The organism is Ottowia beijingensis, assembly GCF_042680925.1.
Lineage (GTDB): Bacteria > Pseudomonadota > Gammaproteobacteria > Burkholderiales > Burkholderiaceae_C > Ottowia > Ottowia beijingensis.
Map to the genome: position 1 here is coordinate 180,458 of NZ_JBHUEP010000007.1, position 14,251 is coordinate 194,708.

Here is a 14,251-nt window from a genome sequence, read left to right on the forward strand (position 1 = left end):
CCGACATGGAACGCACCCTGCCTCCCCTGCCTTACGCCATTGACGCGCTGGCCCCCGACTACAGCAAGGAAACGCTGGAATACCACCACGGCAAGCACCACAAGGCCTACGTCGACAAGCTGAACGAGCTGCAGAAGGGCACCGAGTTCGAGGCCATGGAACTCGAAGACGTCGTCAAGAAATCCAGCGGCGGCATCTACAACCAGGCCGCGCAGATCTGGAACCACACCTTCTTCTGGAACTGCATGAAGCCGCAGGGCGGCGGCGAGCCCAGCGGCGCGCTGGCCGACGCGATCAAGAAGAAGTGGGGCAGCCATGCCGACTTCAAGAAAGCCTTCGTCACCAGCGCCGTGGGCAACTTCGGCAGCGGCTGGACCTGGCTGGTCAAGAAGGCCGACGGCAGCGTCGACATCGTCAACATGGGCGCCGCCGGCACCCCGCTGACCACCGGCGACACCCCGGTGCTGACGGTGGACGTGTGGGAGCACGCCTATTACATCGACTACCGCAACGCGCGCCAGAAGTTCGTCGAGACCTTCTTCGACAAGCTGGTCAACTGGGACTTCGCGGCCAAGAACTTCGGTTGATCGGGTTCACCGCACCATGAAGAAAGCCACCGCGAGGTGGCTTTTTTCATGCGCATGCGCCAGCAGGGTTGCTTCCTTGGTGGGGAGTATGTTTGTTTTGCGCCTACTGGATGGGCGGTAGCAGATAGATGTACTGGGAGTATTTTTTCATTCAGGCTACGGCGACCGGGTGGCCGTCCGTGGGCGCGTCGGGCAACAACCCCGCCTCGCGCATCACTTGCTGCTCGTCCTCGTGCGAGATGTAGAACGCCACCTTCGGCCCGGTGCCACTGTCGGGGTCGAACAGGAAGTAGGTGATGTGGAAGCGGAAGTCCTGCGGCGCACCCGACGTTTTCTCGAAGCGCAGGTGCCAGTGCACCTTGGCCATGGTGTAGTGCGCGTCCAGCGGCGTGGCGGCGACATGCAGCACCCTGGCGAAGCGAAAGCCGATGCCCTGCATGAAGGCCTGGCGCTGCGGGATGCTCTGGCGGAAGGCTTCGTCGTTGCGCGCGCTCATCACGCCGTTCGGGTCGCCGCCCATGAAGGGGTCGGTGAACTGCGCGGCCACCAGATCGGGGTCGAAACTGTTGGCGCCCTGTTCGTAGCGGGCGAAGAAGGCGTCGATGTCGGTCATGGCGTTTCAGGAAAAACAAGGCTGCAGCGCCCGTCCATTGTGCGCCAGCAGCTATCGAAACCATAGTTTTCCTGCGCTTTGATCTGCAGCCCGACCCCGCCGCCACAACGGCCACGCGGACCAGGGCGTTGCCCGCCCGGTCCGTGTTTTGATGGTGTTATCGGCCTTCAGCGCCCATGGGGAGGGCGCCGGAAGCTATCAAACTGAAAGCTTGGCGTGGCGCATTACAGTCGCGCGCACTGGTCTTCCTTGTTGCCCTGCACGATGTTGCCACCGCCGGTGGGCGCGGGGCTGTTCGACTTGCACTGCAGGTTGCCGTCGACCCGGTTGTTGCGCACCGTCTGCGCGCCGCGGTTCTCGAACAGCTGGATGTCGCCCTTGACGGACACGCTGGCGATGTTGGCGCCGCCGCCCTGCTTGAGCTGCACGCTGCCGCCCACCGCGCCGCCGGCCAGGTTGACCTGGCGGTGGTTCTCGGCCTGCACGTTGCCGCCGATGCGCGCGTTCTGCGTGGCCAGCGAGGCGCCGGACTCGACCTTCACGTTGCCGTCCACCCGCGTGCCGGCCAGTGTGCAGGCCACGTTGCTGGGCACCTTCACGTCGCCGTCGATCGACACGGCGTCGATGCGGCCGTTGCACACCACCTCGTCGGCGTGGGCCACGCCGGCGCCGAGGGCCAGGGCAGCGATGGCGGCCAGTGTGAGCTGGCGATGCAGTGGTTTCAGGTTCATCTTCATCTTCATCTCTCCATGAAAGCGTGTTCGTCTGGGGGATTCCTTGGCGACATGCCGGACCGCCGCAGGCCACGCCATGCCGCGCCGCAGTCCAGAGGCCGAACCTTTGGCCAGCGCCACAGGTTCGACTTCTTGCAAGGACAACGCGTTCAGGCTAGCGGCTATTCCCCGCTGCGCTGCAACAGTCTGTAATGCCCCGATTTCAGATAAAAAAGGCCTGCAGCGCCCTTGTATCAAGCGCTGGAAGCTATCAATAATGTAGTTGCCAGCGCTTTTGCACAGCGGCATGTGCCCACCATGCCAGCGCCCGTCGGCTGCAATGCAGCGGTTGTTGCGGCCTGGCCGCGCCGGCCCGCGCGCCCATGCGAGTCTTGATGCGCGTCAATCCTGCCGCTGTGGCGGCGTGCCACGATGAACCGTGCGCGCTGTCATGCAAGTGTCATGCGGTGCGCGTCACATGCCTGAAGGTTCAACGAAAGGAGAGTGCATGGGCTTCAAGCCGCTACCCGCCGCCATCGCCGTTGCGATCGCGCTGCTGATCTGGTTCGTCATCCCCGTGCCCGAGGGCGTGACGCCCAATGCCTGGCACCTGCTGGCGCTGTTCGTGGGCACCATCGCCGCCATCATCGGCAAGGCCATGCCCATTGGCGCGCTGTCGATGATCGCCGTGGCGCTGGTGGCCGTCACCGGCGTCACCAACGACAAGCCGTCGGGCGCCATTGCCGATGCACTGAGCAGCTTCTCGAACTCGCTCATCTGGCTGATCGGCGTGTCGATCATGATCTCGCGCGGCATCATCAAGACGGGCCTGGGCGCGCGCATCGGCTACCTGTTCATCGCCGTGTGGGGCAAGAAGACCATCGGCATCGCCTATTCGCTGGCGCTGTCGGAGTTGATCCTGGCGCCTGTCACGCCCAGCAACACGGCGCGCGGCGGCGGCATCATCCACCCCATCATGCGCGCCATCGCGGGCAGCTACGACTCGGACCCCGAGAAGGGCACGCAGGGCCGCATCGGCCGCTACCTGGCGCTGACCAACTACCACGCCAACCCGATCACCTCAGCCATGTTCATCACCGCCACGGCGCCCAACCCGCTGGTGGTGAAGCTGATCGCCGACGTGACCGGCGCGCAGATCCAGCTCAGCTGGGGCACCTGGGCGCTGGCCATGCTGCTGCCGGGGCTGGTGGCGCTGGCGGTGATGCCGCTGATCGTCTACATGCTGTATCCGCCCGAGATCAAGAGCACGCCCAACGCCGCGCAGTTCGCGCGCGAGCGGCTGCAGCAGCTGGGGCCCATCACGCGCGGCGAGATGATCATGCTGGGCGTGTTCGCCATCCTGCTGGTGCTGTGGGCCGGCATCCCGGCCATGCTGCTGGGCGCCGGCTGGGCGGTGGACGCCACCACCACCGCCTTCATCGGCCTGGCGCTGTGCCTGATCACCGGCGTGCTGACCTGGGACGACGTGATCAAGGAAAAGAGCGCCTGGGACACCATCGTCTGGTTCGGCGCGCTGGTGATGATGGCCACCTTCCTCAACAAGCTGGGCCTGATCACCTGGTTCGCCAAGAGCATCGAGACCGGCATCGGCAGCCTGGGCCTGGGCTGGATGCAGGCGAGTGCGCTGCTGATGCTGGCCTACCTGTACGCGCACTACGCTTTCGCCAGCACCACGGCGCACATCACGGCCATGTTCGCCGCGTTCTACGGCGCCGGCCTGGCGCTGGGTGCGCCGGCCTTCCCGTTCGCGCTCATGATGGCGGCGGCCTCGAACATCATGATGACGCTGACGCACTACGCCACGGGCACCTCGCCGGTCATCTTCGGCTCGGGCTACGCCACGCTGGGCGAATGGTGGAAGACCGGTGCCGTGATGAGCGTGGTGCTCATCGTCATCTGGCTGGTGGTGGGCACCACCTGGTGGCGTGTGCTGGGCTACTGGTGATGGATACACTAGGCGCCTGACGCCATGAAAGAGTCTGGAGCGCTTTTTCGCCTCCAGACTCTTTGTTTTCTGCGCAAGCAGCTTTCACTGTGAAGGCTGGGCGATGTCGCCGCAGTGGGTGTCGGTTGACTGGAGTTCAAACCATGGTGACAGCCAAGCAACGGCGCCTGAGTCGTGATACCGCGCAGATGGTGGCGGCCGTGCCGCAGGTCGTCGCGCACCGCGTGGGCCGCATGATGACCGCGGGCGTGGTGCCCAACGGCCGCGACCAGCAGGAGTTCTACCTGATGGGGGCCGAGAAGGTGGCTGCCTTTCACGAGTCGTGGATGGCCATGTCGCGGCAGACCTTCGCCGCGCAGCAGCAGTTCGCGCTGTGGTGGATGCAGACCTGGTGGAAGGTGGCGCTGGGCGGCTGGATGAACCCGCCCACGCTCCAGCACCTGTCGACCAGCGCGCAGCAGCGCGTGCTGGCCTCGATGCTGGACGTGACGCACCGCGGCATCACGCCGGTGCGCCGCCGTGCGGTGGCCAATGCCCGCCGCCTGAACCGCAGCGCGCGCTGACCAGTTGCGCCCCCCGGCCGCAGCGTGCCGGGGCCCATTTCCTGTCAAGGCGCGCGGTCAAGGGCGAAGTCAGCTTTCCGCAAGTGCAGTGCGCCGATAATTAAGAATTCAGAAATCGGTGGCAAGCGGGCGTTCCGTGTCGGCTTGCAGACAAGAAGGACCGAGGAGACAAGCATGAGCAGCTACGCCGACTTTTACCGTCGTTCCATCGACGACCGCGACGCTTTCTGGGCCGAACAGGCCCGGCTGATCGACTGGCAGACCCCGCCGCAGACCATCTGCGACTACAGCAAGCCGCCGTTCGCCAAATGGTTCGTGGGCGGCACCACCAACCTGTGCCACAACGCGGTCGATCGGCACCTGAAGGACCGCGCCGAACAACCGGCGCTGATCTTCGTCTCCACCGAGACCGACCAGGAAAAGGTCTACACCTTCCGCGAACTGCACGCCGAGGTGCAGCGCATGGCGGCGGTGCTGAAGGACCTCGGTGTGGGCAAGGGCGACCGGGTGCTGATCTACATGCCCATGATCGCCGAGGCCGCCTTTGCCATGCTGGCCTGCGTGCGCATCGGGGCGCTGCATTCGGTGGTGTTCGGCGGCTTCGCGTCGGGCTCGCTCGCCACCCGCATCGAGGACGCCGAGCCCAAGGTCATCGTCAGCGCCGACGCCGGTTCGCGCGGCGGCAAGGCCGTGCCCTACAAGCCGCTGCTGGACGAGGCCATCCGCCTGTCGAAGCACAAGCCGGGTGCGGTGCTGCTGGTCGATCGCGGCTTGGTGCCCATGACCCTGGAAGCCGGGCGCGACCGCCTGTGGGCAGCCGAGCGCGACAAGCACCTGAATACGCAGGTGCCCTGCGAGTGGGTCGACGCCACGCACCCCAGCTACACGCTGTACACCAGCGGCACCACCGGCAAGCCCAAGGGCGTGCAGCGCGACACCGGCGGCTACGCCGTGGCGCTGGCCGCGTCGATGAAGCACATCTACGACGGCCGGCCGGGCGAAACCTATTTCTCCACCAGCGACATCGGCTGGGTGGTGGGCCACAGCTACATCATCTACGGCCCGCTGATCGGCGGCATGGCCACCATCATGTACGAGGGCCTGCCCACGCGGCCCGATGGCGGCATCTGGTGGCAGCTGGTCGAGAAGTACAAGGTCACCGTGATGTTCAGCGCGCCGACGGCGGTGCGCGTGCTCAAGAAGCAGGATCCGGCGCTGCTCAGCAAGTACGACCTGTCCAGCCTGCGCACCCTGTTCCTGGCCGGCGAGCCGCTGGACGAGCCGACCGCGCAGTGGATCAGCGGCGCGCTGAACAAGCCCATCATCGACAACTACTGGCAGACCGAGACCGGCTGGCCGATCCTGACGGTGTGCAACGGCGTCGAGCCCACGCCGACCAAGTTCGGCTCGCCCGGCAAGGCGGTGTACGGCTACAACGTCAAGCTGCTCGACGACCAGACCGGCGCCGAGCTGACCGGCGCCAACCAGAAGGGTGTGGTCGCCATCGAAGGCCCGCTGCCGCCCGGCTGCATGCAGACCGTGTGGCGCGACGACGCGCGCTTTCTCAACACCTACTGGTCCAGCGTGCCCAACAAGCTGGTCTACAGCACCTTCGACTGGGGCATCCGCGACGAGGATGGTTACTACTTCATCCTCGGCCGCACCGACGACGTGATCAACGTGGCCGGCCACCGCCTGGGCACGCGCGAGATCGAGGAGGCCGTGGCCAGCCATCCCAACATTGCCGAGGTGGCGGTGGTGGGCGTTGCCGACCAGCTGAAGGGGCAGGTGGCGATGGCCTTTGCCGTGCTGAAGGATGCCAGCATCCTGGGCGACGAGGCCGCGCTGCTCAAGCTGGAGGGCGAGGTGATGAAGCTCGTCGATGGCTCGCTGGGCGCCGTGGCGCGACCGGCGCGCGTGCGCTTCGTGCACACCTTGCCCAAGACCCGATCCGGCAAACTGCTGCGCCGCGCCGTGCAGGCCGTGTGCGAGGGGCGCGACCCCGGCGACCTGACCACCATGGAAGACCCGACCGCGCTGCAGCAGATCAAGGACATGGTCGGCGGCAAGGCCTGACCGCTTCACCCTGACGCGGGCGTGGTCTTGCGCCGCGGCGGCGGCCCCGGTCACGCCAGCGTCAGGCTTCGGTGGCACAATCGATTTTTGCGAAGTATCCCGGCCCTTCCCAGCCAGTCGCGTCCGCCAACCGGTTCAGCCGTGACGCGGAAGGTTTTTCCACCAGCTTGAGCCTCCTTAAGGGGGGTGAAAGGTCAGCGAAGCAATGAGCGAGACGAAATCCGTCTATCAAACCTACCAGGGCAACACCTATCTCTTCGGCGGCAACGCGCCGTATGTCGAGGAGATGTACGAAAACTACCTCGCCAATCCCGGCAGCGTGCCCGATTCGTGGCGCGAGTATTTCGATGCCCTGCAGCACGTGCCCGCCGTCGATGGCAGCAACGCCAAGGACGTGCCGCACCTGCCCGTCATCAACGCCTTTGCCGAGCGCGCCAAGGCCGGCGGCACGCAGGTGGTGCAGGCGTCCGGCGCCGATTCCGAACTTGGCCGCAAGCGCACCGCCGTCCAGCAGCTGATCGCCGCCTACCGCAACGTCGGCGCCCGCTGGGCCGATCTGGACCCGCTCAAGCGCGCCGAGCGCCCGCCCATCCCCGAGCTGGAGCCGTCCTTCTACGGCTTCACCGATGCCGACATGGAGACGGTGTTCAACACCAGCAACACCTTCTTCGGCAAGGACACCATGTCGCTGCGCGATCTGCTGAACGCGCTGCGCGAAACCTACTGCGGCACCATCGGCGCCGAGTTCATGTACATCACCGACCAGGGCCAGAAGCGCTGGTGGCAGCAGAAGCTGGAGAGCGCGCGCACCAACCCGCAGCTGGGCGCCGAGCAGAAGATCCACGTGCTGGAGCGCCTGACCGCCGCCGAGGGTCTGGAGCGCTTCCTGCACACCAAGTACGTCGGCCAGAAGCGCTTCTCGCTGGAAGGCGGCGAAAGCTTCATCGTCGCCATGGACGAGCTGGTCAACCAGGCCGGCAAGCAGGGCGTGCAGGAAATCGTGATCGGCATGGCGCACCGCGGGCGCCTGAACGTGCTGGTCAACACGCTGGGCAAGATGCCGGCGATGCTGTTCGCCGAGTTCGACCACACGGCGCCCGAAGACCTGCCCGCCGGTGACGTGAAGTACCACCAGGGCTTCAGCTCCGACGTCAGCACGCCCGGTGGCCCGGTGCACCTGTCGCTGGCCTTCAACCCCTCGCACCTCGAGATCGTCAACCCGGTGGTCGAGGGCAGCGTGCGCGCCCGCCAGGACCGCCGCGGCGACGCCGAGGGCGACAGCGTGCTGCCGGTGCTGGTGCACGGTGACGCCGCCTTTGCCGGCCAGGGCGTGGTGATGGAGACGCTGGCGCTGGCGCAGACGCGCGGCTACTACACCGGCGGCACGGTGCACATCGTCATCAACAACCAGATCGGTTTCACCACCAGCGACCCGCGCGACACGCGCTCGACGCTGTACTGCACCGACGTCGTCAAGATGATCGAGGCGCCGGTACTGCACGTGAACGGCGACGATCCCGAGGCGGTGGTGCTGGCCACGCAACTGGCGCTGCAGTACCGCCAGGACTTCAACCAGGACGTGGTGGTCGACATCGTGTGCTTCCGCAAGCTCGGCCACAACGAGCAGGACACGCCGATGCTGACGCAGCCGCTGATGTACGCCAAGATCGGCAAGCACCCCGGCACCCGCAAGCTGTATGCCGACAAGCTGGTGACCCAGGGCGTGCTCACGCCCGAAGGCCCGGACGAGATGGTGGCCACCTACCGCGCCGCCATGGACGCCGGCAAGCACACCGTGGATCCGGTGCTGACCAACTTCAAGAGCAAGTACGCGGTCGACTGGTCGCCCTTCCTCAACCAGAAGTGGACCGACGCGGCCGAAACCGCCATCCCCCTGGCCGAATGGAAGCGCCTGGCCGAGCGCATCACCACCGTGCCCGAGGGCTTCACGGTGCACACCCTGGTGCGCAAGGTGCTGGAAGACCGTGCCGCCATGGGCCGCGGCGACATCAACGTCGACTGGGGCATGGGCGAGCACATGGCCTTTGCCTCGTTGGTCGCCAGCGGCTACCCGGTGCGCCTGTCGGGCGAGGACTGCGGCCGCGGCACCTTCGTGCACCGCCACGCCGTGCTGCACGACCAGAAGCGCGAGAAGTGGGACGTGGGCACCTACGTGCCGCTGGAGCACGTGGCCGACAACCAGGCGCCGTTCACCGTCATCGACTCCATCCTGTCGGAAGAGGCGGTGCTGGGCTTCGAATATGGCTACGCCTCCAACGACCCCAACACGCTGGTGATCTGGGAAGCGCAGTTCGGCGACTTCGCCAACGGCGCCCAGGTGCTCATCGACCAGTTCATCGCCTCGGGCGAGGTCAAGTGGGGCCGCATCAACGGCATCACGCTGATGCTGCCGCACGGCTACGAAGGCCAGGGGCCGGAGCACTCCTCCGCGCGGCTCGAGCGCTTCATGCAGCTCTCGGCCGACACCAACATGCAGGTGGTGCAGCCCACCACGGCCAGCCAGATCTTCCACGTGCTGCGCCGCCAGATGATCCGCCCGCTGCGCAAGCCGCTGATCATCATGACGCCCAAGAGCCTGCTGCGCAACAAGGACGCCACCTCGCCCCTGTCCGAGTTCACCAAGGGCGGCTTCCAGACCGTCATCGGCGACCAGGGCAGCCTCAAGGCCGACAAGGTCAAGCGCGTCATCGCCTGTTCCGGCAAGGTGTATTACGACCTGGCCAAGCGGCGCGAGGAAAAGGGCATGGACGACGTCGCCATCCTGCGCGTCGAGCAGCTCTATCCGTTCCCGCACAAGGCGTTCGCGGCCGAACTCAAGAAGTACCCCAATGCCACCGAAGTCGTGTGGTGCCAGGACGAGCCGCAGAACCAGGGCGCCTGGTTCTTCGTGCAGCACTACATCCACGAGAACATGGCCGCGGGCCAGAAGCTGGGCTACGCCGGCCGTGCCGCCTCGGCATCGCCCGCCGTGGGCTACGCGCACCTGCACCAGGACCAGCAGAAGGCGCTGATCGACGCCGCGTTTGGCCGCCTCAAGGGCTTTGCGCTTCAAAAATAAGAGCTGCCAGCGCCCGACGGACGGGCGCTGCAGCCGTTTTTAATTCTCAAACCCTGTCGTTGAACTGCATCACACACCACTGGAAGAATTCAAATGGCTATCGTTGAAGTCAAAGTCCCCCAACTGTCCGAATCCGTGGCCGAGGCCACGCTGCTGCAGTGGAAGAAGAAGTCGGGCGAGGCCGTCGCCGTCGATGAAATCCTGATCGAGGTCGAGACCGACAAGGTCGTGCTCGAAGTGCCCGCGCCCGCCGCCGGCGTGCTGACCGAGATCGTCGAGGCCGACGGCGCCACCGTGGTGGCCGACCAGCTGCTGGCCCGCATCGACACCGAAGCCGTGGCCGGCGCCGCCGCGCCCGCGCCGGCTGCAGCGCCAGCCGCTGCCGCCGCACCCGCAGCGGCCCCCGCGGCTGCACCCGCCGCCGCGGGTGGCAGCAAGGCCGGCATCGCCATGCCCGCCGCCGCCAAGCTGATGGCCGACAACCAGCTGGCCGCCGGCAGCGTGCCCGGCACCGGCAAGGACGGCCGCGTGACCAAGGGCGACGTGCTGGCCGCCGTGGCTGGCGGTGGGGCCAAGGCGCCCGCCGCCATCCCCACCGGCGTGCCGTCCAAGGCGCTGCCCCAGGTGGCCGGCCCGGCCACGCCCGACCTGGGCGACCGCCCCGAGCAGCGCGTGCCCATGACGCGCCTGCGCGCCCGCGTGGCCGAGCGCCTGTTGCAATCGCAATCCACCAACGCCATCCTCACCACGTTCAACGAGGTGAACATGCAGCCGGTGATGGACATGCGCAAGCGCTTCCAGGAGAAGTTCGAGAAGGAGCACGGCGTCAAGATCGGCTTCATGAGCTTCTTCGTGAAGGCCGCCGTGCATGCGCTCAAGAAGTACCCGGTGCTGAACGCCAGCGTGGACGGCAACGACATCGTCTACCACGGCTACTTCGACATCGGCATCGCCGTCGGCTCGCCCCGCGGCCTGGTGGTGCCGATCCTGCGCAACGCCGACCAGATGAGCTTTGCCGACATCGAGAAAAAGATCGCCGAGTTCGGCGCCAAGGCGCGCGACGGCAAGCTGGGTATCGAGGAGATGACCGGCGGCACCTTCTCCATCAGCAACGGCGGCGTGTTCGGCTCGATGATGTCCACCCCCATCATCAACCCGCCGCAGTCGGCCATCCTGGGCGTGCACGCCACCAAGGATCGTGCCGTGGTCGAGAACGGCCAGGTCGTGGTGCGCCCGATGAACTACCTCGCCATGTCCTACGACCACCGCATCATCGACGGCCGCGAGGCCGTGCTGGGCCTGGTGGCGATGAAGGAGGCGCTGGAAGATCCGGCGCGCCTGCTGTTCGATATTTAAGCGGAAAACGACACGGCCCTTGATCGGGCCGTGTTCTTGTGGGCGGCTTCGCCCGGTTCGAGAAGATTCATCATGAGCAACAAACAATTCGACGTCATCGTCATCGGCGCTGGCCCCGGCGGCTACATCGGCGCCATTCGCGCCGCCCAGCTGGGCATGAATGTGGCCTGCATCGACGAGTGGAAAACCGCCGATGGCAAGCCCGCGCCCGGCGGCACCTGCACCAACGTGGGCTGCATCCCGTCCAAGGCGCTGCTGCAATCTTCGGAGCATTACGAGCACGCCGGCAAGCACTTTGGCGAGCATGGCATCAGCTTGAGTAACCTGAAGATGGACGTGGCCAAGATGATTGGCCGCAAGGACGCGGTCGTGAAGCAGAACAACGACGGCATCCTGTACCTGTTCAAGAAGAACAAGGTCACGTTCTTCCACGGCCGTGGCTCGTTCGTGAAAGCCGTTGATGGCGGCTACGAGATCGCTGTCGCCGGCGACAAGCCCGAGACGCTGACGGCCAAGCAGGTCATCGTCGCCACCGGCTCCGACGCGCGCCCGCTGCCGGGCGTGGCCTTCGACGAAGAGACCATCCTCAGCAACGACGGCGCCCTGCGCATCGGTGCCGTGCCCAAGAAGCTGGGCGTGATCGGCTCCGGCGTGATCGGCCTGGAGATGGGCAGCGTGTGGCGCCGCGTGGGCGCCGACGTGACGGTGCTCGAAGGCCTGCCGACCTTCCTGGGTGCGGTCGATGAGCAGATCGCCAAGGAGGCCAAGAAGGCGCTCGACAAGCAGGGCCTGAAGATCGAACTGGGCGTGAAGGTGGGCGAGGTCAAGACCGGCAAGAAGGGCGTCAGCGTGGCCTACACCAACGCCAAGGGCGAGGCGCAGACGCTGGAAGTCGACAAGCTCATCGTCTCCGTCGGCCGTGTGCCCAACACCAACGGCCTGAACCCCGAGGCCGTGGGTTTGAAGCTGGACGAGCGCGGCGCCATCGTGGTCGACGACGACTGCAAGACCAACCTGCCCGGCGTGTGGGCGGTGGGCGACGTGGTGCGTGGCCCCATGCTGGCGCACAAGGCCGAGGAAGAGGGCGTGGCCGTGGCCGAGCGCATCGCCGGCCAGCACGGGCACGTCGATTTCAACCTGGTGCCGTGGGTCATCTACACCAGCCCCGAGATCGCCTGGGTCGGCAAGACCGAGCAGCAGCTGAAAGCCGAGGGCGTGAAGTACAAGGCCGGCACCTTCCCCTTCATGGCCAACGGCCGCGCACGCGCGCTGGGCGACACCACGGGCATGGTCAAGTTCCTGGCCGATGCGGCGACGGACGAGATTCTGGGTGTGCACATCGTCGGCCCGATGGCATCTGAGTTGATTGCCGAAGCCTGCGTGGCCATGGCCTTCCGCGCCAGCAGCGAGGACATCGCGCGCATCTGCCACGCGCACCCCAGCTTGAGCGAGTCGGTGAAGGAAGCCGCGCTGGCGGTGGACAAGCGCACCCTCAACTTCTGACCGGCCGGCGGCCGCGTGGCGCCAGAACAGGCGATAGCCATTTGGCGCCATTTTGAGGTATGAAAAAAAGAGCTGCTTGCGCCCGCTGCTTGGGCGAGAAAGCCGTTTTTTGATACTGAAAAAATTCAAGAAGTTACCCCCCCCTTTTTTTCGTTGCCCCAACGCTTTCATGCCCGCGGCGCGGCGGCGGCAGGGCGGGGCGGGCTGAAGACGGATGGAGCCGCGGAGCGAGCGACAAAGCATGAACACTGTGCGTGACGCCTACGAGGCCGAGCTGAAGGCGCGGGGCTTTCAAAGCGACCCGGCGCAGCTGCGCGCCGTCGATGCGCTGCAGCGCTGCGCCGACGAGTGGGCGGCGTACAAGGACAGGCGCTCCAACCGCCTGAAGAAGCTCTTCAACCACCCCGACATCCCGAAGGGCGTGTACATGTACGGCGGCGTCGGCCGCGGCAAGAGCTTTCTGATGGATTGCTTCTTCAACGCCGTGCCGATCAAGCGCAAGACGCGGCTGCACTTTCACGAGTTCATGCGCGAGGTGCACCGCGAGCTGGCCGCGCTGCAGGGCACCGTGAACCCGCTGGACGAGCTGGGCAGGCGCATGGCGGCCAAGTTCAAGCTGATCTGTTTCGACGAGTTCCACGTCGCCGACATCACCGACGCCATGATCCTGCACCGCCTGCTGGTGGCGCTGTTCGACAACGGCGTGGGCTTCGTCACCACCAGCAACTTCCAGCCCGACGACCTGTACCCCGGCGGCCTGCACCGCGACCGCATCCTGCCCGCCATAGCGCTGCTGAACGCGCGCATGGAGGTGGTCAATGTCGACAACGGCACCGACTACCGCCGCCGCACGCTGGAGCAGGTCGAGCTTTATCACACCCCGCTCGGCCCCGCCGCCGATGCGGCCATGGACGACGCCTTCAACCGTCTGGCCGCCAACGCGCGCGACGACGACCCGGTGCTGCACATCGAGGCGCGCCAGATCACCGCGCGGCGCCGTGCCGGCGGCGTGGTGTGGTTCGACTTCCGCAAGCTGTGCGGCGGCCCGCGCTCGCAGAACGACTACCTGGAGATCGCCAGCCAGTTCCACACCGTGCTGCTGTCGGGCGTGCCGCACATGCCGGTGCGCATGGCCAGCGAGGCGCGGCGCTTCACCTGGCTGGTGGACGTGCTGTACGACCGCCGATGCAAGTTCATCCTCTCGGCCGCCGTGGCGCCCGAGCTGCTGTACACCGAAGGTCCGCTGGCGCACGAGTTTCCGCGCACCGTCTCGCGCCTCAACGAAATGCAGTCGGCCGAGTACCTGGCGCTGGAGCACCGCACCGTGGATACTCAGATCACATGAACCGCGCCATTCACCTGCTTGCCGTGCTCGTTGTGGCGGGCGTCGCCGGCTGCGCCTCGCGCGGCGCCACCGATGCGGCGCCCGAGTCGGCAGCCGTACCCGCGCCGGTCACCGTGGCCATGCCCGCCCACCTGGCCGACAAGGACTTCGCGCCCTGGCTGCAAGGCGAGCGCAGCCGCATCGCCAGCGCCCGCAGCGCGGCGCAGCAGCGCTTTCACGATGCCGAACTGGCCTGCTGGCGCCGCTTTGCCGTCAACGACTGCGTGCGCAAGGCGCGTGTCGAACGCCGCACCGCCATGGACCAGCTGCGCCAGGAAGAGTTGCTGCTCAACGAGATGGAGCGCCAGCGCCGCACCGCCGAGCGCCTGCGCCAGCTGGAGCAGAAGCAGCAAAAAGCCGCCCCTTGAGGCGGCTTTTTCTTGAGGCAGTGCGGGCGTTCGGCGCGCCCGC

At 66.4% G+C, this 14,251-nt stretch carries 11 protein-coding genes; 9 read left to right on the forward strand and 2 right to left on the reverse strand.

Annotated elements, in window-relative coordinates; genetic code table 11:
* Window positions 1–5 precede the first annotated feature (5 nt).
* Window positions 6–587: a superoxide dismutase gene (locus ACFSCU_RS10275; RefSeq protein ID WP_333707130.1), complete on the forward strand. Its 582-nt coding sequence runs from the start codon at window positions 6–8 to the stop codon at window positions 585–587.
* Between the two features lie 151 nt (window positions 588–738).
* On the opposite strand, the gene ACFSCU_RS10280 is transcribed toward ACFSCU_RS10275, so the two are convergent.
* On the reverse strand, window positions 739–1,200 hold the full coding sequence (locus tag ACFSCU_RS10280) for a hypothetical protein (RefSeq protein ID WP_180551160.1): 462 nt from the start codon (window positions 1,198–1,200) through the stop codon (window positions 739–741).
* Between the two features lie 224 nt (window positions 1,201–1,424).
* On the reverse strand, window positions 1,425–1,931 hold the full coding sequence (locus ACFSCU_RS10285; RefSeq protein WP_180551841.1) for a hypothetical protein: 507 nt from the start codon (window positions 1,929–1,931) through the stop codon (window positions 1,425–1,427).
* Between the two features lie 490 nt (window positions 1,932–2,421).
* Here ACFSCU_RS10285 and ACFSCU_RS10290 point away from each other — a divergent pair, with 490 nt between their 5' ends.
* The 8 genes from ACFSCU_RS10290 (at window position 2,422) to ACFSCU_RS10325 (ending at window position 14,208) form a co-directional block, all read left to right on the forward strand.
* Window positions 2,422–3,879: a DASS family sodium-coupled anion symporter gene (locus tag ACFSCU_RS10290; protein ID WP_180551161.1), complete on the forward strand. Its 1,458-nt coding sequence runs from the start codon at window positions 2,422–2,424 to the stop codon at window positions 3,877–3,879.
* A gap of 143 nt (window positions 3,880–4,022) precedes the next feature.
* Window positions 4,023–4,442, forward strand: a complete 420-nt coding sequence (locus ACFSCU_RS10295; RefSeq protein WP_257645844.1) for a polyhydroxyalkanoate granule-associated phasin — start codon at window positions 4,023–4,025, stop codon at window positions 4,440–4,442.
* A gap of 114 nt (window positions 4,443–4,556) precedes the next feature.
* Complete coding sequence (locus ACFSCU_RS10300) at window positions 4,557–6,518, forward strand: propionate--CoA ligase (RefSeq protein ID WP_180551843.1); 1,962 nt, start codon at window positions 4,557–4,559, stop codon at window positions 6,516–6,518.
* A gap of 205 nt (window positions 6,519–6,723) precedes the next feature.
* Window positions 6,724–9,597 carry a 2-oxoglutarate dehydrogenase E1 component gene (locus ACFSCU_RS10305; protein ID WP_377560615.1) on the forward strand — a complete coding sequence of 958 codons (2,874 nt, stop codon included), beginning with the start codon at window positions 6,724–6,726 and terminating at the stop codon, window positions 9,595–9,597.
* 93 nt (window positions 9,598–9,690) lie between these two features.
* Complete coding sequence (odhB, locus tag ACFSCU_RS10310; RefSeq protein WP_180551162.1) at window positions 9,691–10,953, forward strand: 2-oxoglutarate dehydrogenase complex dihydrolipoyllysine-residue succinyltransferase; 1,263 nt, start codon at window positions 9,691–9,693, stop codon at window positions 10,951–10,953.
* Between the two features lie 72 nt (window positions 10,954–11,025).
* Complete coding sequence (gene lpdA, locus ACFSCU_RS10315; protein WP_377560616.1) at window positions 11,026–12,456, forward strand: dihydrolipoyl dehydrogenase; 1,431 nt, start codon at window positions 11,026–11,028, stop codon at window positions 12,454–12,456.
* A 241-nt stretch (window positions 12,457–12,697) separates the two neighbouring features.
* On the forward strand, window positions 12,698–13,801 hold the full coding sequence (zapE, locus tag ACFSCU_RS10320) for a cell division protein ZapE (RefSeq protein WP_180551163.1): 1,104 nt from the start codon (window positions 12,698–12,700) through the stop codon (window positions 13,799–13,801).
* Window positions 13,798–14,208, forward strand: a complete 411-nt coding sequence (locus ACFSCU_RS10325) for a hypothetical protein (protein WP_180551164.1) — start codon at window positions 13,798–13,800, stop codon at window positions 14,206–14,208. Before zapE ends, ACFSCU_RS10325 begins: the two co-directional genes overlap by 4 nt.
* The last annotated feature ends 43 nt before the right edge of the window (window positions 14,209–14,251 follow it).